At 68.1% G+C, this 17,138-nt stretch carries 18 protein-coding genes; 2 read left to right on the top strand and 16 right to left on the bottom strand.

What is annotated here, in order from left to right:
* Positions 1–827: 827 nt before the first annotated feature.
* Positions 828–1,112 (top strand): hypothetical protein, encoded by a 285-nt coding sequence (locus L2Z93_RS02555; protein WP_090590109.1) that lies wholly within the window; start codon positions 828–830, stop codon positions 1,110–1,112.
* Here L2Z93_RS02555 and L2Z93_RS02550 read toward each other — a convergent pair.
* From L2Z93_RS02550 to L2Z93_RS02490, 13 genes are all read right to left on the bottom strand, one after another.
* Positions 1,105–2,133, bottom strand: a complete 1,029-nt coding sequence (locus L2Z93_RS02550) for a DNA cytosine methyltransferase (protein ID WP_090590112.1) — start codon at positions 2,131–2,133, stop codon at positions 1,105–1,107. The genes L2Z93_RS02555 and L2Z93_RS02550 overlap by 8 nt on opposite strands.
* A complete protein-coding gene (locus L2Z93_RS02545) occupies positions 2,130–2,285 on the bottom strand; it encodes a toxin-antitoxin system HicB family antitoxin (protein WP_109790706.1) in 156 nt (51 codons plus the stop codon). Before L2Z93_RS02545 ends, L2Z93_RS02550 begins: the two co-directional genes overlap by 4 nt.
* A 99-nt stretch (positions 2,286–2,384) precedes the next feature.
* Complete coding sequence (locus L2Z93_RS02540) at positions 2,385–2,543, bottom strand: hypothetical protein (RefSeq protein WP_162561964.1); 159 nt, start codon at positions 2,541–2,543, stop codon at positions 2,385–2,387.
* A gap of 107 nt (positions 2,544–2,650) precedes the next feature.
* Complete coding sequence (locus tag L2Z93_RS02535; protein ID WP_090590116.1) at positions 2,651–3,391, bottom strand: hypothetical protein; 741 nt, start codon at positions 3,389–3,391, stop codon at positions 2,651–2,653.
* 13 nt (positions 3,392–3,404) lie between these two features.
* Positions 3,405–5,342 carry a P-loop NTPase family protein gene (locus L2Z93_RS02530; RefSeq protein ID WP_162561966.1) on the bottom strand — a complete coding sequence of 646 codons (1,938 nt, stop codon included), beginning with the start codon at positions 5,340–5,342 and terminating at the stop codon, positions 3,405–3,407.
* 98 nt (positions 5,343–5,440) lie between these two features.
* Complete coding sequence (locus tag L2Z93_RS02525) at positions 5,441–5,905, bottom strand: hypothetical protein (protein WP_128111769.1); 465 nt, start codon at positions 5,903–5,905, stop codon at positions 5,441–5,443.
* Positions 5,902–7,002, bottom strand: a complete 1,101-nt coding sequence (locus L2Z93_RS02520; RefSeq protein WP_090590130.1) for a hypothetical protein — start codon at positions 7,000–7,002, stop codon at positions 5,902–5,904. The genes L2Z93_RS02525 and L2Z93_RS02520 overlap by 4 nt, the downstream gene beginning before the upstream one ends.
* Before the next feature lie 136 nt (positions 7,003–7,138).
* On the bottom strand, positions 7,139–7,405 hold the full coding sequence (locus tag L2Z93_RS02515) for a hypothetical protein (RefSeq protein ID WP_090590134.1): 267 nt from the start codon (positions 7,403–7,405) through the stop codon (positions 7,139–7,141).
* 492 nt (positions 7,406–7,897) lie between these two features.
* Complete coding sequence (locus L2Z93_RS02510; protein ID WP_128111770.1) at positions 7,898–8,929, bottom strand: hypothetical protein; 1,032 nt, start codon at positions 8,927–8,929, stop codon at positions 7,898–7,900.
* A gap of 56 nt (positions 8,930–8,985) precedes the next feature.
* The gene (locus L2Z93_RS02505) at positions 8,986–10,104 is read right to left on the bottom strand and encodes a hypothetical protein (RefSeq protein WP_090590141.1); all 1,119 of its coding nucleotides are present in this window, start codon (positions 10,102–10,104) and stop codon (positions 8,986–8,988) included.
* Positions 10,101–10,385 (bottom strand): hypothetical protein, encoded by a 285-nt coding sequence (locus tag L2Z93_RS02500; protein ID WP_090590145.1) that lies wholly within the window; start codon positions 10,383–10,385, stop codon positions 10,101–10,103. The genes L2Z93_RS02505 and L2Z93_RS02500 overlap by 4 nt, the downstream gene beginning before the upstream one ends.
* Position 10,386: 1 nt before the next feature.
* Positions 10,387–12,069, bottom strand: a complete 1,683-nt coding sequence (locus L2Z93_RS02495; protein ID WP_090590149.1) for a hypothetical protein — start codon at positions 12,067–12,069, stop codon at positions 10,387–10,389.
* A gap of 60 nt (positions 12,070–12,129) precedes the next feature.
* Positions 12,130–12,396 carry a hypothetical protein gene (locus L2Z93_RS02490; protein ID WP_090590155.1) on the bottom strand — a complete coding sequence of 89 codons (267 nt, stop codon included), beginning with the start codon at positions 12,394–12,396 and terminating at the stop codon, positions 12,130–12,132.
* Positions 12,397–13,403: 1,007 nt separating this feature from the next.
* Here L2Z93_RS02490 and L2Z93_RS02485 point away from each other — a divergent pair.
* Complete coding sequence (locus L2Z93_RS02485; protein WP_128111771.1) at positions 13,404–13,940, top strand: hypothetical protein; 537 nt, start codon at positions 13,404–13,406, stop codon at positions 13,938–13,940.
* A gap of 88 nt (positions 13,941–14,028) precedes the next feature.
* On the opposite strand, the gene L2Z93_RS02480 is transcribed toward L2Z93_RS02485, so the two are convergent.
* From L2Z93_RS02480 to L2Z93_RS02470, 3 genes are all read right to left on the bottom strand, one after another.
* Entirely contained in the window at positions 14,029–14,400 is a 372-nt protein-coding gene (locus L2Z93_RS02480) for a hypothetical protein (protein WP_090590163.1), read from the bottom strand.
* Between the two features lie 580 nt (positions 14,401–14,980).
* Positions 14,981–16,540 (bottom strand): hypothetical protein, encoded by a 1,560-nt coding sequence (locus L2Z93_RS02475; RefSeq protein WP_090590166.1) that lies wholly within the window; start codon positions 16,538–16,540, stop codon positions 14,981–14,983.
* Positions 16,537–16,908 carry a hypothetical protein gene (locus L2Z93_RS02470; protein WP_090590170.1) on the bottom strand — a complete coding sequence of 124 codons (372 nt, stop codon included), beginning with the start codon at positions 16,906–16,908 and terminating at the stop codon, positions 16,537–16,539. The genes L2Z93_RS02475 and L2Z93_RS02470 overlap by 4 nt, the downstream gene beginning before the upstream one ends.
* Positions 16,909–17,138 lie beyond the last annotated feature (230 nt).

Below are 17,138 nucleotides of genomic sequence, written 5' to 3'. Positions count from 1 at the left end.
CGACGCGGCCCCATTCACTGCTACCCATCCCCACACGCTGCGAGAGGAGGTGATTGACATGGTATCGAGCCCATGCACATGTGAGAGCCCCACGCTGCGCGCACTGGCCGCACACGGCATCGAGTACGAAGTCGTGGACGGCCTGGCTGAGTCCAACACCAGCACGACGAAGTAGCGGGATATGCCCCCGTGACACGGCCCCTGCATCACCCACGATGCAGGGGCCACTTCACTTTTCACTCGTGCCCCGCACCAAAAGTCGCGGATCGGGATGACCCCTCCAGCGCGCACCGGAAACGAGCATCGAGCTATGAGCACCGTGGGTCGGGATGACCGCGGGCAGCCAGAGAAGTTGCACCGTGTCCCGTGGAGCGGTCGGGCTCGGCGGGAGTGGTGCGCTACCCACCTACTCGTCACCCGGGCGCGCACGCCTGGGACATGATTTTCCCTGCTTGACGCCACGATGTCCCCATGTGCAAAGCAATCGCCCAGGGTGGCCACCGTTGCCCGTGCAGCGGCGGGCGCCGCCCGACCCCGACTACCCGCGCCGAGAAGATCGCGCTGGCCGAAGCGGTGTCGCTACGGCGAGCTGACAACCGGGCGTGCGCTGCTCGGTACAGGGCTGCCCAGCAAGAGCAGGAACGGGATGCCGCGCGCTGGTGCGCGGGGCGGTCTCTGGCGGCGATCTCTGCGCGGCTGGCCGACATTGAGGATCGTCGGGGCCACGCTGCGGAGAGGCGGGTGCTGGCGGAGGCGCTTCAGGCGCGTTTGGCCGCTTGACCTCGCATAATCATGTCCCAGCCTCCCCAGCGTGGGATGCTCAGCAGGTGTCCGACGCCGACGACCTCCATGCCAGGTTGGCCGCGTTTCTCGCCGCCGGTGGTGAGCTGACGGCTGCCGATGTGCCGCCAGTCTCGCGGCGTGGGGCGTTCGATGAGCTGCGGGAGACCTACGCGGATCTGGTGTCGGCACGGCGGCAAGCGTCGCGGTGGTTGGCGGTGCCGGTGACCGCGTTTTCGGGGGCGGATGAGCTGCGGGATTTCTTGGAGGGCGCGGCGGCAGAGTGGGTGGATGCGCGACTTCGGTTGGCCGTCGTGCGGTACCTCACCTGATCGCTGAGAGTGCCTCTGCCGCAAGTGCTCCCGCTGACACGCCCTGTTCGACAGCGGCCAGTCGCAGCCGCTTGTGGAGGTCGCTCGGGATGCGAACGCTGAGTTCGGTCATGCTCGGCTTCGGCTTGCGTCCGACGGGGTGACTCGCCGCGCGAATGAGCGGTGCGGCCAGCCCAGGCGGAACCGCGTTGCCCGCCTGCAACCGCTGCGCGCTGACCGTGCCCGACCACGGGTAGTCACGCGGGAATCCTTGCAGGACACCGCACTCCGCTGGCGTGAGCGTGACTCGCCTCCCGTCAGGCCACTGCCATTGAGGCGCGCGGCGGGTGATCGTCACGGCGGGCTCGTCGAGCCGCCGGATAGTCCGGCCCCGCTCTGCTGCCGTCCTTCCCCCGCCCGCGACGTGTCCCGAGTAGTTGGATCGCAATACCCGGTCATCCCTGATTCCCAACGCCGTGCCCATGCTCACGCGAGCCGTCGGTTCGGGGAGCCGAACCTCGCCCACACGGCTGGCGATGAGCACCGCGCGGCGCCGATCCTGCGGGACGCCGTAATCGGCGGCGGTCAGCACACCAGTCACGGCGTGGTAGCCCAGCGCTTCGAGCCTCTCCGCGTAGACCCTCCACACGGGCAAGACGGGCACCACCTGCTCCATGCAGATCCACTCGGGGGTCAGCGCTTTCACCCACCGCAGCGGTTCAACCGTGAGCCGTGTCTTGGCGTCGAGTCGCGGTAGGCGACCGCGCACGGCACTCACCACTCTGTCGAGCGCGGCCCGTCCTTCACCAGCACCAGCCACCGAGAACGGCTGGCACGGTGGGCTGCCAGTCATGCCGATGATCGGGCCAAACGTCGCGGGGTCGAGCGCGGTGATGTCAGCGGCGATCACCGTGTGTCCGGCGGCGCGCGAGGTCGTCACCGCGTCGGGGTCGATTTCGACGCCGAGGTGATCGGTGCCAGGATGCAGGGTAAGCAGACCCTCCAGCCAGCCGCCCGCGCCAGAGAACAGGTCGAGGATCACGCGCCGAGGGTGGAGAGGTGTTTCTCGATCGCTTCTGTCACCAGGGTTTGCACGCTCACGTCGTGCTCGATCCCCGCAATCCTGATCCTCTTGTGCAGCGCGGTGTCGAGGCGGATCGTCAGCTTGGTCATGGTCTCTGCGGGTGCGGTCACGGCGTCAAGGTAACCCCGCTGACGGCTGTTTCCGTGGAGGCCAGCAGCAGGGCGTGTCGGCGTGCCAGCATGACGGCGCGCCCTGGTGCTGTCTCGGGGTCAGCGACCCTCGGCGTCTCCCTGCATAGGCATGCGAAGCCGGGCTCCCAGGCGCGGCGGGTCGTCGTCGTTCTTCGGCGGCATCGACGTCGCGGTATCGGTGCGTTCGTTGTGGGGCTCGATGCAGAACTTCTTAGCTGCGGCGGGTTGATCGGACATGGCTCCTCCTGGGCGTCGATGGGCGACGCGGATCGCCGCCCGCGGGTGCAGGGTTGCACGGATCGGGCGGCGCAGCCGCCTGGGGCGCGTCTGCGCCCGTTGTCGGGTCAAACCCCGACGGTGAGCACCTCGGGATGCCTCCTGCGCTCATCCCACGACGCGGGGGTGGACGGCGGGACGAACTCGGCGGGCCACTGGATCATCGCGTTCTTGGCCGCGTCCAGCATCCCCAGGCGGGCGTCCGTGACCTCGATCCCCGCCACCTCAACACCGACAGCCATCGCGCCGATGGCGGCGAGGACGGCCACTGCTGGACGGAAGCTGCGGGTGTGCGGTTTGCCGTCCCGTCCGATCTCGGTGCGCTGCTCGATTCCCCAGGTGGAGGCCACGTAGTCGGTCAGCGCGGTCATCACCTCACCGCCGCGCCCCTTCTCGCCGTAGCCCCTGGCCCACTTCAAGGCCGTGACGTAGGGAAACTCGGCGACGGGCACGCCGAGGCGGTGCAGCCGGTCTTCGATCAGCGTGTGGATCTGGATGCGGCGCTGTGCGCTCGGGTCACCTGGGAGCGACGCCCGCGAGTTCCCCCGCAGTTTCCACGGCGCTGTCGGCCCCCACTGCTGCTTTGCCATGACCACCATCGTGGGGTTTCCCGCTGAGGTGATCTTGGCGACCACCTCGTCGGCCACCTCGCAGGCTTTCTGCCAGGTCGTCAGGGGGCGGTGCGACCCGCCGAACGACGGCGGGTCGATCCAGCTCACTGCTGGAATCGCGGGGCCGTCGGTCTCCTGCACGCGGGCGATGCTGACGACGCTCGTGGTCACGTCCACGGCGAAAACGGTGCGGGTCACTGCTCAGTCCTTCTCAGAAATCGGGGGTGTCGTTGACGACGGTCTCGGCGGTCTTGGCCGCGCGGGTGCGCCGTGTGGGCTTCACTAGCTCGGATGGCTCGACCATCGCGGCGGGAACCTCCACCACGGGGGCGGGATCGCTGCCCCGAAGCTGCGCGACGAGACGCATGACCTCGATGCGCTCGGCGACCGTCATCTGCGCGATTTCCTCGGCGCTCGGGATCAGCGCGGCCAGCGGGTCGGGGGTCGGCACGGGTGCAGGCTCCACGACGTCGGGAACCACGGTCAGCACGGGGGCGGTCGTGGGTTCGGGGGCCGTCAGCCGCTCGGCCACCGCTGCCTGATCCTCCACTGGCTCGGCGTCGGCCAGTTCCGATTCGAGGTCGTCGGGATCGCGGTACCCGGCCTGTCCGAGGATGGTTCCCTGCCCCTCGGTTTCCATCACGAACCGCCCCTTGGCGCTCATCGGGATTTCGGTCGGATCGGGTGCGTCTGGCGCTTGCTTTCCGAGGATCGTGATGGCCTGCTCGGGGGTGCTGACCTTGAAAGCCAGCTTCAGCGCGGCGTTGTCGCGCACTTTCGTCGGGATCGTCGTCGCGTCTGGCTTCTGTGTGGTCAGGATCGTCACGATGCCCGCGCTGCGGCCCTTCTGGATCAGCGTGCGGATCAGCGCGGTGATCTCCTCGGCGACGGCCTTGGTCGCCTTGTCCATACCGCCGGTGTCCGTCCACGTCTGCACCTCGTCGAGCACGACGAACACCGGCTTGACGCCCAGGCGGCGGCGGGTCGCCAAGTCGGAGTTCCAGAAGTTGTTGATTCCCTCGCGCGCGTAGAGCGCCTCGGCCCGCTCCACCCGCAGCCGGTCGAGACGGCGCAGGGTCTCCAGCGGCGCCGCGACGTCGCCGCTGCGGTCATACGTCGCCGCGATATGCCTCAACGGATGCAAGTCGAAGCCCGACTTCCCGTCGAAGATGTGCAGCTCCACCTCGCCGCGCATGGCAGCGAAAACGGGAAGCATCGACGCCGTTTTGCCCGATCCCGGCACTCCGCCCACCACGAGTCCCGACGACCCCTTCCAGGTGATCCACGCGGGTTCACCCGAGGCCGTCACACCCAGCAGGGAGCGGAACCGCTCGGGGTCGTAGATGTGGTCGATCTGCACCGCATCGGAGAGCGGATCACGGTCGTTGAGTCGTATCACGATGGCGCCGCTGCCGTCCTCGGTGATCGACATGTTCCCGGCGGGCGCGCCGACGGCCTTGAAAGCCGCGCGAATGTGCTCCAGGGATTTCTTCCACCTCGCCCCGTTGTCGCCTACGCGCGGCGCGATGCGGATGCGAAGACCATCACCGGCGACCTTGAGCCCGGCGACGACGGGGAGGTCGTAAGTGACGATCTTCTCGCGTCCAGTGGCGTACTGCCCAGTCCATGCGTGCTCGCTGTCCACGCGGATAGCGACGTGCGGCGTGCCCGCTGCGACGGGGGCGCACACGGACGCCCACCACGCTTCGTCGCGGATCGCGGCCAGCAGCGATCCGTAGCGGCTCCGCACATCAGGCCACGCGGCGTCGGCCAGCCGCGCTTTCTCCATGAACCGCTCGTCCGTCGCCAGCTCGGGCCGCTGGTGAACCAGGGCGCGGGCGCCGTTGATGAGCGCGGGATCGCCGCTGTCCGGCGGTGGGAGCACTGCCACCGGCACTTTCCCCGCGCGGTGATGTAGCACGCGGATCGGGTCGGGGTGGCTGTTCCCGCCGCTGTAGCGCGGGGCTGCGGCCCATTCGCGCCAGGCCGCTTTTTCCTGCTCGGCCAGCTCGGCTCGGCGCTGCTTTTCCCATGCTTCGTGCTGCCTTTGCTGCTCCTTCGCGGCGCGTTCCGCCGCCGCCTGCTCCTCCTTCGGCCCGTTGTACACCGCAGAGATTTGGTGCCGTTGGTGCTGGAGCGCGGCGTCCATCGCCAAGCGGTTGTGGGTGCCCCTCGCGCCTGGCCCCATCATCTTCCACTTGGCGGCTTCTACACCCGTGTCAAGCAGGAACCGTCCTACGCCCATGGTCACTGGCCTCCGTCTTTGTCGTGCCCGAAGACCGAATCGAGATGGCTGAACTCGCCGTCGGCGCGGAAGGTCGGCGCTGCCGGTGGTGCGGGCTCAGGGGTCGGCGGTTCGGGGTACGAGGTGGGCTCAGGGGTCGGCGACGGAGCTGGTGCAGGGGGTGCGCCGTGGCCCGGGTACCGCGAGGCGGGCCGGTGTGGGAGCGGTGCTGGTTGCGTGAGCGCGGCCAGGCGCTCGCGGAGGGACGGCCCGCGCCGGTAGGTGGGCCGTGGCGGCTGGTCGTCATCCTCGGGTCGCAGCATCCACAGCGCGACGGAGACGACGGCCAGCACCGCCGTGGTCGCGACGTGACGGAGCGCGGAGGACGCTCCCAAGTTGGTCGCGGTCGCCGTCCAGACGGCGAGGGTGCCGGACAGCGCGGCCAGGGCGGTCACGGTGTTGCGGTTCAGCAGGGGGTTCATGTTCACCAGTCCTCACTGTCGGATGCGAGCGCCGCGCGCCAATCACCGGCGCTCTGCGCGGTCGGGGTTGCGGGAGTCTGCGGCGGCAGTTTCGGTTCGGGCAGATCGCCGTCGCCACCCATGCCAGGCACCCATCCGCCGCCGAGGCGACGCTTCCTCTCAGCGTTCGCTCGCGTGGCGACGTCGTGGTAGCGATCAGCCCGCCCTTCGTCGGCAACTGGGTTGCCGCCGAACCAGTGGATGCGCTGCGAAAATGCTTCGCTGGCCGCGTCATACGCGGCTGGGACGACCGCCTCCAACTCCTCGTGGCGAGCCCGCCACTCCTCCCCCTCGGGATATGTGCGGTCGAACTGGTCGACCGCGAGACAGTCCCGCTTGTGCTTTACGTAGACCTTCATGCGTCGCCATCCGATGATCACCGAGCCGATGCTCAGGATGATCGCCAGCCACTGCAGGACGCCCGAGAACCCGCCCCGCGAGCCCTGGCACTTGTCCACCGCCGCGCGGTGCGCGGAGTTTGCTGACGCCTGGGCCGACGCCGCCGACGAGGTGGCGCTGGCGTAGCTCGACTCCGCGCTCGCCGACGCCGAGCGCCACGATTCGTATTGCGGCACGGGGTATATCTGATCGCTGTCCGTCAAGCACTCCAGCCGCTCCAGCCGGGTGCCGAGCACCTGGCACTGCGCGAATCCGTCTGCGGTGGCTCCGGGACGCGCGGAGATCGTCACTGGCGAATCGGCCCAGGCGGGCGCCGTGGTGGTCGGTGGGGTCGGCATCGGGATGCTCGGCGAGTTCGCGGCGAGCGCGTCACAACTGGACGGCCGGATCAACGACATCAACACCCACGCCGTTACGGCAGCGAGCGCGAGCGCGTGCCAAAGCCTCGGGCGCCTGACGGGGTATCCAGCGGCGTGGTCGGGCGCGCCGTCGGTGTACCCGTTGTAGTCCTCTGCGTAGGCGGGATCGCTTGGGTACGTCATGTCGTGGCGCTCCCTCCACCGCGCGACTCCGACGTGCTCGGTGCGCTCGGCGCGCGGCCGGTTCCGTTGCGCTGGCACCAGCCGCTGGGGAGCGCTGTGGTCCCCGCTGGGCAGGTCATGCACGTGACGCGCCCAGTCGTCTTTTCGATGAACGGGATCTGGCCGCTCTCGCACGGGCTCGCGCTCGCCATCGGGGTCGGAACGGCGACGGCGAATCCGGCAGTGAGGACGAAGGCGCCGAGCGCCACGGCGCAGCGGTTCATCGTGCACTCCGCGCGGCGTGGACGCGGTAGCCGATCAGCCCAGCCAGCATCAGCGTCATCACGGTGATCGTGATGAGCGCGACGACGGCTCCAGGGGTCGCGTACCAGGGGACGTGACTCCCCATCGCGTTGAGGTACTCGGCGACTTGATCCAGGGCGCCAGTGGTGCCAGGGGAGCCGACCCCGACCACTTCATGCAGCGTCGGGCAGTGGACGCCGCCGCAGTCGGCGGCGGGGGCCAGGGGGATGTCGTGGATACTCATAGCAAACTCCTTTAGAGATAAATGCCGCCGAAGGCAGGCGCTTAAAGTGGAGGGTACCGGGCTTCTCCAAAACCACCCTTCTGGGCGTGCTACCCCCGGTGACGACATCATGTGACCTGCGGTGATTAGTGCCGTGAGAGCTGGCGAGCCGTACTTGATCTGCGGTGTCGGCGACGGTCCGCGGTGTTCGCCGCGCTCGGCGTGTAGCAAACTCTGAAACGGGGTCGGGAACGCCGCGAGGGCGACCCACGCGAACCCAAACATCTGACCCAACCGAACCCAAGGATCGGCGGCAGGAGGCTGCAATTTCAGCTCTCCCGTGATGCTCTGTTCGTGCAGCTCAGAGCTAGTTTCGGGAACGCAAACACCACGATTTCGCGGCTGCTGCGCCAAGAACCCAAACTTGGAACCCAAACCGACCCAAACCCGCGCATGAAGAAGCCCCGCCACAGGGGGGATTGTGGCGGGGCTTCGGGTTGAGCGTATCGGCGATCAGCCGACGGCGGCGAGGACTCGCGCGGGGTCGGGCTGGTCGCTGTCCTGGTCGGCCTCGGCACCGCCCAGGGCGTCCGCGTACTGCACTTCCGCTGCGGCGTTGACGATCCGCCCGACCGTGCTGGCCGACACGCTGGTCGCCCCAGCGATCCGCCGCTGCGACTCACCGGCGGCGTGGCGGGTGAGCACGTCGCCGATCACCTCGACGGACTGCGTGATCGTCGTCTGCTCCACGATCCGCTGCGCCACGGCCTCCACGTCATCGGGAACCACGACGCGGTTCTGCTGCGCCGTGGGCCGTGTCACCGATGCCCCGCGGTTCGCATCACGGTGCGCCACGGAGCGCTCCTGGGGCGTCTCGCGGGCCGTTGTGACGCGGCCCGTGGCGCGCTCCACAGGGGTGCTCTGCGACGCCTCACGGCGCGCTGGGGGCTGCGTCACGGTGCGGTTCACGGGTGCGTCGTCGGTCTGCTCCACGGCTCCCACCTGCGGTGACGCATCGGCGGGAACGTGCGCTTCCTCAGCGTGTCCGCGGCGGCGGATCTCCAGGCGAAGCACGGCGGCGACGATGCTGACGTCCACGATGATCGGCATAATCGCCGCGACATAGAGCGGGACGCCGAGCAGCATGTGCGTCAGCTCGGTCATGGCGATCGCGCTCAGCACGAACGCTCCACCGGCGATAGTCCACGTCGTGCTCCGCGCCGCCGTGCCGCGCCCGCTCGTGGTGTGCGGGTCGGGCTTCACTAGCGCGTTGGTGGCGCACGCCAGCGCCACCGGCGGGATCTGCGAAACGGCCACGGCGGTCACGGCCAGCCAGGTCGGCATCGCGCCCGACACCGCCAGCCAACCGCGGATCGAGTCGTTCATCGCATCCCACGCTCGGGGCATGGCGATGTAGGCGTGCAGTCCGTTGAGCGCCATCGAGATCAACGTGAAGAGTGCGAACCAGGCGACGTAGAACCCGCGCCCATAGCGCGGTGCGGTCTCGGCGTTCGGCATCTCTGCTCCTTCGGTGCTGGTGTCCATCTCCGTGATCATGGCGTCTGTCCCCGACGCCACTCCGTCACGTCCCGTGTTTGCTGTCATCGTGCGAGCACCCTCTGCAACGCGGCCTCCGACTCGCGGTTCACCAGCGCGGCGTCAGCGCGCGCCTGCCGATCAGCGAGCGCCTTCGCGCGCATCTGAGCGGCTGCCCTCTGCTCGGCGACGGCCTGCTCGAAACCGCCCGGCGTCCATCCCAACCTCGACGCATCGACGAGGTGATAACGCCGATGCGAGAGCCGGAGCGCACCAACTCCAACCGCGTACGCTAGAGCTGCGCTGGCTGTATCCCTCTGCGCTTTCGAAAGCCGGTTAGCGGTCAGCTCGCTGCGGGTGATCGGCCCGTGGGCGCCGATCAGGACGGCCACATGCTGCGCGAGCGCGAGGCGTGCAGCGTCCGCGCTGTACTGAACCTCGGAGCCCATGCCGACGCGCCCAGCGGTGTCGGCTTGGAGCACGGTGCTCCGCTCCAGGGCGTCGGCGATCCGCTCCAGGGTCGCCTCGGCGCGGGACGGGATGAGCGCGGTCGTGGTCGGCGCGGCCACCGGCTGCGGGGTGACGGGGGTCGGCGGCTGCTTGACGACCGGCGCGGCTGCCTTCTCCACGACGACGGCCACCGGCTTCTCCACCGTCGCCTGCTTGACGACCGGCGCGGGCTTCGGTGCGACCGGCGCGGGCTCCACGGGGGTCGGGGTGCTCGGCTCCAGTGCCGTCACCGTCGTCGGCGCCGCTGATCGCCCTTGCCGGTGCAGCGGCCCGGAAGTGTCGGTGACCCGTCCGTCGGCGGCGCGGACGAGTCCGTCCTCGGTCAGCGCGGACATCGCCGCGCGGTGCACGCGCGCGGCCCGCTGCTTGTCGCCGAGCAGCTCGGCGAGCTGTCCGGCTCCGTCCCCGATCCCGCGTGGCTTTCCCTCGGCTCCGATCAGCACACGCTGCATGACGAGCAGCGCCGTCGCGCGGTCGTCGGCGTCGAGGTCTTGGATGCGCGGCGGGTTGACGAGGCGCAGCGTGTGGCCGTCCTCGCGCACCTGGTCGTGGCGCGTGAGCAGGCCCAGACCGTCCACCAGCTCGACGCTCATCTCCGTTGGCACGGGCATCGTCCCACCACGGATCAACAGCTCGCGGAGGATGCCCCGGCGGTGTTCTTCGACGGTGCTCATCGCTTCTTCTTCTTCCTCTCGGTCTTGGGCTCGCCGTCCATGCGGCCCCAAATCACGGCGTCTCCCCACGGCTCCAGCCCCTCACGGAGCAGCGGCACGGCTTCGGGACTCACGACCCAGCCGTTGTGGCCGGTGTCCCAGTGGCGCAGTGGGATCGGGATGCGGTTGCGCAGAACGCCGTACAACAACGGTTCGTAGTGCCGCCAGCGCACGATCACCGCGCCAGGCCAAGCGACGAACGGGGTGACGGTGATCGGTCCGGTGCGTGCGATGTCGTCCATGTCAGACCCCCACGCCCTGCGCGCGGAGCCGCTCGCACTCCCGAAGGTCGGCGCGGGTGGACTCTCCGACCTTCGGTGGGCCGAGTTCCTCGCCGGTTTCTGGGTCGAGCGCGCCGTACTCCTTGGCTGATGTCACCTGGAACCAGCCTTCCTCCAACCCGAGCGCCCTCGCGGGCCTGATGTGCTGACGCATGTCGGTGGAAATCCATCGGTTGTGCCAGCCCGAGCTGCGCGGCCCGACATCACGGTGCTTGCGCCAGATCGTCAGCATCACCTTGCGCACGGGGTTGCGACGAGCCTCCTGCTCCGCCAGCCACTCAGCGCCGCGCTCGGTGCCGCGCTGATGCGCCGCCACGGCACGGGCGGCCTGCCCCTCGATCCACAGGTAGCTCAGCATCCCGAGGTTCACCCGCATGACGGGCTCGGTGAGCGTCCAGTCGAGGTCGGCGGGCTGCATGTCGGAACGACCGTGCAGCAGGCCGAGTGCGACGGTGATCTTCAGGCGGGTCAGGATGGCGTGCTTCTGGATCGCCAGCGCCTTTCGAGCCTCGCGCTCCTCGGGGCTCAGTGCCGCCTTCTGGGCTGGGCTCAGGCGCTGCGCCCGCATGGCCGCGTCCAGCGCGGCGATCTCCGCGCGGGCGGCGGGCGGCTGCTTGATCCACACCGCCTCCTCTGGGGAACGTGCTGGACGCGGGAACTGGAGTTCGGGCGGCAGCGTGTTGATCTGCGGTGCGTTTGGGGTCGGAGCCGCCGTTCCGCCGACCTGCGGAGCGCCTGCGGGCGCAGCTGGTGGTGTCACCGACGGCTGCGGGTGCATCGACTGCGGGAGCTGCTGCCAGCATTTCTGCGGCGAGGCGAGCGCGACTCCCGTGGGGGCGGCGGTCACCGGGCACGGCGACCAGTCGTAGCCAGGGAGCCAGAGCGGGCGCTGCGGGGTGCCACCTGCCACCAACTCGTCGGTGAACAGACCTTCGCACAGACCAGGCTGCGCGAGCATCACCACACACACCCTGGCCGCGTGGGCGGGCAGTTTTGTGCGGCTGTCCTTTCCGCCCGTGTTGGAGCCGGTGAGCTGTCCCGACCACAGCGATGTGAGGATTCCCGCGGTCTTGCTTCCCGTGCGCGACAGCTCGCTCAGGTAGGTCGAGACCTCGTCGATGTGGAGCACGGCCACGTCGGTGCGCTGCGTCATCACCTCCGACGTTTCCTTGGTGGCGGGATCGGTCACGCTCCGCGAGCTGACGAAGTGCTTGAGGAGCCCTTCGCCCGTGCCAGAGCTGAGCAGGTCGGCCCCCGACCCGGACTCGCTGCCGTAGCGATCGGCGTTCGGGGGGAGCAGCTCGCGGGCCACGTTCAGCACCCGGGTCTTGCCGTCGCCGGAGTCGCCGATCAGATGGACGAACAGGTTCAGCGATCCAGCGCTGGCGATGTGCTGGGTGCCGTCGCGGTCGGTCAGCATCACATAGGGCGGCAACCAGGAGATGAGGTTCGCCAGCACGGCACCGAGCAGAGCCCAGCGGCCCACGTCGCGGCGGTGCGCTGTAGCGCAGATCAGGGACAGTTCTGGGGTCGCCGACCAGAAGCCCGCCTCGATCTCGGCGAGGTCGTCGCCGAGCGGCGCGACGCCGTAGGGGTTCGGGGGGCCGTCGTCCGCGCCAGTTCCGGTAGTCTTTGGGTCGTACATGGGGTTCCTCTCGGGGAATCGGAAGCGCCTCGGGCCGCAATCCCGGGGCGTTTCGCTTTGTCAGGCCGTCGCCAGCTCGGTGGGGGCAGGCAGGTCAAGGTCGGGGATCTCGCCCCACAACGCCCGCGCATCGGCGGGCCTCACCGCGTAGATGGCTCCCTGCGGGGTGTCCACGGTGTACGCGGGCAGTCGCCCGCTGGTGATCGCATGCTGCACAGTCCGCAAAGGGACGCCGCAGCGCACGCTGACAGCACCCGTAGTCCACAGCCCGCTGGGGGCGATGCGAACGGCGCGGGCGCGGGTTCGAGGGGAGGTTTCGGTCGTCATGGCAAAGACGTTAGCTCTTCTATTGCATAAACGCGCCGAAGCGTTGCACCCCTATGACTCACCGTTTTAACCAGGGAAAATAAGCCGTAACGCTGATCGCTCAGAAACGTGACCACTTGTAGTGTGGTTATGAGATTTCAACATGTAGCAAATATCCATGCACCGTAACGCATATGTGAGATTTGATGTGGCGAGGATCACATTAGGGCTCGTTCAAGCGGGCCCCTGGAGCGGTCGACGGGCATGGTGCGGGACGCTCCGCGGTTCATCGCGGCGGGCCACCTCCGCGCCAATGTCGATCACGGCGGGGACACCACCGGGGCTCGTGGGTGGTGCTGGAGCGAGGTGCTCACTCTGCTCATCCGATGAGCACGGAAGTGAGCAACTCGGCGGTGGCATACGCGCAGCTCAAAGAGCATTTCTCCGCTCCAGAATGAGCAAAGTGAGCAGAATGAGCAGAGTGAGCAACGGGGGTTCGGAGACGCGGCTTGGCGTAGTCCCTTAAACGAAGAAACCTTTACTTAGCTTATCTATGTATTACGTTATCCCTCTATGCCCCCCCCGCCGCGTTGAGCGTCTCACGCGGGGCGGTTGCTCACTTTGCTCATTCTGCTCATTCTGCTCACTTTTGGTAGCGAAAATGTCTCTGAGCTGCGTAAATGCGGAGATGCGGCTGCTCACTTCCGTGCTCATCGGATGAGCAGAGTGAGCATCACCGCCGCGATTCACCCCGAAACACCGTCCACGAGTTGATGCGGTATCAACAGGCCGGCGTCGGAATCCTCATGCCCATGCGCGATCCGCAAGCGATCCGCGTGGTTGGTCGTGAGCATCGCGCACGCGGTTGTTGGATCTGCATGTGTGGGTGGAAGCCGTGGTGGTGCCCATCCGCTCCGCGCTCCGCGCGGAGCAGCGCGGAGCGGTTGTGCCCTTACCTGCTGGCCGTGGGTGGACAGGAATCCACGCACCACACCCCACTCCGTCCGGCACGGCCCACGGTGCTCTTCTTGCTGACCGCGCCGCGCTCGATGATCGGGACTCCCAGGGGGCATGGTGACCTCACCGCCGTCCGGCGAGCCGCGAACATCGAACCGAAAGGCAGCACCATGACCGAATACAGCATCACCGCCATGTCGAGCATCGCCCCTGGAATCCGCACCGAGAACGGGCGCCCCGTCGTGGCGGCGCTGGCCGTGGTCGTCCACGACAACCCTGGCATCCGCGCGCCGCTGCCGGACAGGGCGCAGGGGTACGCCGGTGCGCTCAACCGCGAAGGAAAGGTCGTCCCCGTCTTCGGCCGCGAGCCCGGCGACAGGATCGACTGGGAAACGCTCCCGCCCGTCAACGGGCGCGGCCCCTTATCGGCAACCGTCGAAAGCACCGCGCCAGACACGACCGTCCGCATCCGCTCTCTGGCAACCAGCCACGCGGACGGCTCCGAGAGCGGCGTCACGATGAGCTGGTCGCTGTCGCTCGACGAGGCCGACGGTCTGGCCCAGCAACTCGCCAGGAGCGTAGCCGCCGCACGCGCCGCCCAGCGGTGACCGCGCACCAGGGCTCAACGACGTGGTGTCGGTGGACTGGCGGTAGGCACCTGGGCTCGCGCTGGAGTGCTGGAGAGCGGTGCGGGGGTCAGTCCTCGTCGCGCTCCCTGCGCGCGGCCAGGTGCTGTCGCCACTGGTACTGGATCGAATCGTTGCAGTCGGCTTCGATCCGGCGGCGGACGCCGTCGGGAACCTCTCGGTAGTCGTCGTGCTCTTCCAGCCACCCAGCGCAGCGCTGCTCGACGAGCCAGTGGTAGCGATCGCGGAACTGCTGCGCGTCGGGGTCCTCCGGCTCGGCGTCGTCCTCGTCGGTTTCGTCGTCGTCGGGTGCTTCGAGGATGCGCTCGACCTCGGCGAGCGTCTTGCCCGTCGCCTCAGCGATCTCGGCGGACGACGGAACGACGCCGGTCCGCAGCCCCTGCAACAGCAACGGGTGCAGGTCGGCGAGGTCGTGAAGCATCGGTGGCCAGATTGTTAGAAGGTCCAGGAACCAGCGGGGTCGAGGACGAAGCCGTGATCCTGTCCGTCGGTGGTATCGAGGCAAGCAGTTATTCCGCCAGGTGCGACACCGCAGGTGATGTATCCGTACGAAACCTTCTGGCCCAGCTGAAGGACCTTCGCGCCCGTCGGGCCAGAGCAGCGCCCTCGGTAGTGCAGGATCGAGCTGGGACCAGTTCGAACTGTCCCCAGATCACAATCTCCGTTCGCGCTCCCACCGATTGGGATGTTCTGCAGGCCAGGCAATGTTCCGTAGCAGTTGACCGCCTGGCGACCTGGAGCTAGTTCGGCAGGCATCCCGAATCCACATTGAACGCCGTCTGCTGGGGCGAAAGTAACGACCTTTTCGCGTCCGTTGCTAGACGTAAAGTCTTGGGTGACGTCAGCGTATCCGCTGAGATCGGGGAACCCTGGTGGCTGCGCCGTAGCGGTAGGGCACAACGCGCAGGCAATTACTAGGAACCCCGCCCCGACGGTGGGCGCGGCCAAGCGCTGGTTCGTGATGCTCATGTTTCCTTCATCGGTCGGAGTTGTCGGTGGCGTTACTGCGGCGCTTGCGTCAGCTCGGGAGCAGGTGGCGGTGGTGGGGGCTGGGTGACGCTGAAAGTCGAAATGGCGGTTCGTGGGTCGTAGTCCTGTTCATGGGTCACTGGGTTTACTGGGGCGTCAGGGAGGGCGTACTGGCTGGTGCGCAGTGTGATCGTGTCGACGCCCGTAGCGGGATTGAACTGGTCGGTGACGACGGTGGGGCCGTAAGCGCCAATCAACCCCGCAGCGTCGTTTGTCACCACGACCTGCCCCCCTGTCTGGCCGATGAGCCCCTGTGGAGTTGCCGCTGCGACGGCGGTGACTGGGCCGCCATTCTCGGCTCCGACAAGCATGTATCCGCCGCCTTTCAGGCCGATGATCTGGTTCTCACGGTCGCCTGACAGCACTGCTCCAGGAACCCGCTCCCACGGGCCGCTTGCCCAGCCATTGGGATTGTTGTGGTCGATCGGCGCGGATCTCCACATTTCCCGATCCCGACCATGCCCGTCGCCAGGGTTGCCGACGACGTACATGCGGTTTGTGGCGGGGTCATAGACACCGCTGGCCTGGGCCACTGGGGCGTGTCCGATGATCTTCGACGGGTCCGCGAGGTCGACGATCGCGGAGTTCGGCGTGACGAAACTGTTGTTCTTCACCAGTTTGCCGTCGGGGCCGGGCACCATGTACGGCGGCTGACTATAGAAGGCGTACTGCTTGCCGTCGGAACCGACGGCGGTCCCCGTCGGGATCGGGCGGGTGCCGTCGTCGGTGTCAAGCGGGTTGAGCACTCCGTTGAGATACGGGTGGTGCGACTTGCCGTCGCCGCCGATCTTGATGCCCGTCCCAGGGATCGTGGCGTCCAGATCGACACCTTCGGTCTCCGTGGTGGGCTTCGTCCCATCGCCGTTCACCGTGGGGTTGGCGGGCGGCTGGTCCCCGTCGGCTGGCGTTTCGTTGTCGACGAGCTGGATGGTCGGGCCGTTCTTCTTGCCGTCGCTGGCTGTCGTCGGCGCCCGGCCGATGGACAGGTTCAGCGCCTCGGTGGCTTTGACGACGCCCGCCCGGGTCTTACGGTCGGCCGCGCCGAGTTCGTCGGCCAGCGGCTGCAGCCGCGCGGTGGCAGTTTTCGCGTCGTTGGCGCGCTGGGCCTGCTTCGCCTTGAGTAGTTCGACCGTCGCCGGGCCGAACGCCTGCGCCATCGACCACATGGCGTCGTAGTGCCACGCGTCGGTGACCGTCCAGTCCTCGGCGACGGTGAAGTCGTCGGCTTCCAGCGCCTGCCCCTCGGTGCGCAGCGTGGTGATCATCGGCCCCATCGTCGTTGCGCCGTCGCGTTGCGCGTCGCGGAGGTCGCCCATCGCTGTGAGCATGGTGTGGTCCTCGGCGATCTGACGGTCCGCGCGGATCAGTGCGGCGTCGTGGGCCGCGCCGTCCCAGTCGAAGTTGTAGATCGTGTTGTGCACGTTCGAGGAGGACTCCAGAGCGGTGGTGATGCAGGCGTCGAGTTCGTCGGCCAACGCCCCCAGCGGCGCAATGTCCATCACATACACGTCCGACTTGGCCGGGCGGGTCACACCAGCACCGGCTGCGAGGTGGTCGACCGCGGCGGGGCGGACATGTCGCCCATCGTGGTCATGCCGTTGCCGACGGCGACCGACATCCGGTAGCCGACCAGTGACGAGGACTCCTCGGCGAACGCGGTGGCCACGTTGTCGATCAGCGTGCCCATCCTGCTGTAGCGCCCCGACGCCTTCTTCAGCGCCGCCTTCGCCGCGTCCTGACCGTCGGTCAGCACCCCTGCGGTGGCGGTACCCGGCAGCGCCGAGACCGCCGCCGACGGATCGGGCACGGTCAGCCCCGACACCGAGTCGGCGTGACCAGCGATGGCCTTCGCCCCCAGCTGAAGATTCTCCGGCGTCACCCGCAGGATCTCGCCGCCCATGACATGACCTCCCCGACCACGCTGCCCTACCCCCGTCCGAAGTGTAGAGGCCCGCCGCCGAGCGGTCTTGGGAACCCGTTTCCCCGACACGCCGCCCACATCACCCCTCGGACTCAGTCCGATCACAACCCCGCCCCGACCCTGTCGACTCGCCACCAGGCCATGCGACGGTCGATCAGCGGGGGCACGCTGCGTCCCCGCGTGACAACGACGAGGGGACACATTCATGG

This window comes from Mycolicibacterium brumae (assembly GCF_025215495.1).
In the GTDB taxonomy this organism is placed as follows: domain Bacteria; phylum Actinomycetota; class Actinomycetes; order Mycobacteriales; family Mycobacteriaceae; genus Mycobacterium; species Mycobacterium brumae.
The sequence above is the reverse complement of the archived record's forward strand: the minus strand, read 5'-3'. Positions and strand labels throughout refer to the sequence as shown.

Bases quoted from the DNA above. Each gene is read 5' to 3' on its own strand.
- L2Z93_RS02540 (WP_162561964.1), bottom strand. From the start codon at position 2,543: ATGTCCGATCAACCCGCCGCAGCTAAGAAGTTCTGCATCGAGCCCCAC.
- L2Z93_RS02530 (WP_162561966.1), bottom strand. From the start codon at position 5,342: ATGGACGCCGCGCTCCAGCACCAACGGCACCAAATCTCTGCGGTGTAC.
- L2Z93_RS02515 (WP_090590134.1), bottom strand. From the start codon at position 7,405: ATGAGTATCCACGACATCCCCCTGGCCCCCGCCGCCGACTGCGGCGGC.
- L2Z93_RS02510 (WP_128111770.1), bottom strand. From the start codon at position 8,929: ATGGACACCAGCACCGAAGGAGCAGAGATGCCGAACGCCGAGACCGCA.
- L2Z93_RS02505 (WP_090590141.1), bottom strand. From the start codon at position 10,104: ATGAGCACCGTCGAAGAACACCGCCGGGGCATCCTCCGCGAGCTGTTG.
- L2Z93_RS02500 (WP_090590145.1), bottom strand. From the start codon at position 10,385: ATGGACGACATCGCACGCACCGGACCGATCACCGTCACCCCGTTCGTC.
- L2Z93_RS02495 (WP_090590149.1), bottom strand. From the start codon at position 12,069: ATGTACGACCCAAAGACTACCGGAACTGGCGCGGACGACGGCCCCCCG.
- L2Z93_RS02490 (WP_090590155.1), bottom strand. From the start codon at position 12,396: ATGACGACCGAAACCTCCCCTCGAACCCGCGCCCGCGCCGTTCGCATC.
- L2Z93_RS02480 (WP_090590163.1), bottom strand. From the start codon at position 14,400: ATGCTTCACGACCTCGCCGACCTGCACCCGTTGCTGTTGCAGGGGCTG.
- L2Z93_RS02470 (WP_090590170.1), bottom strand. From the start codon at position 16,908: ATGGGCGGCGAGATCCTGCGGGTGACGCCGGAGAATCTTCAGCTGGGG.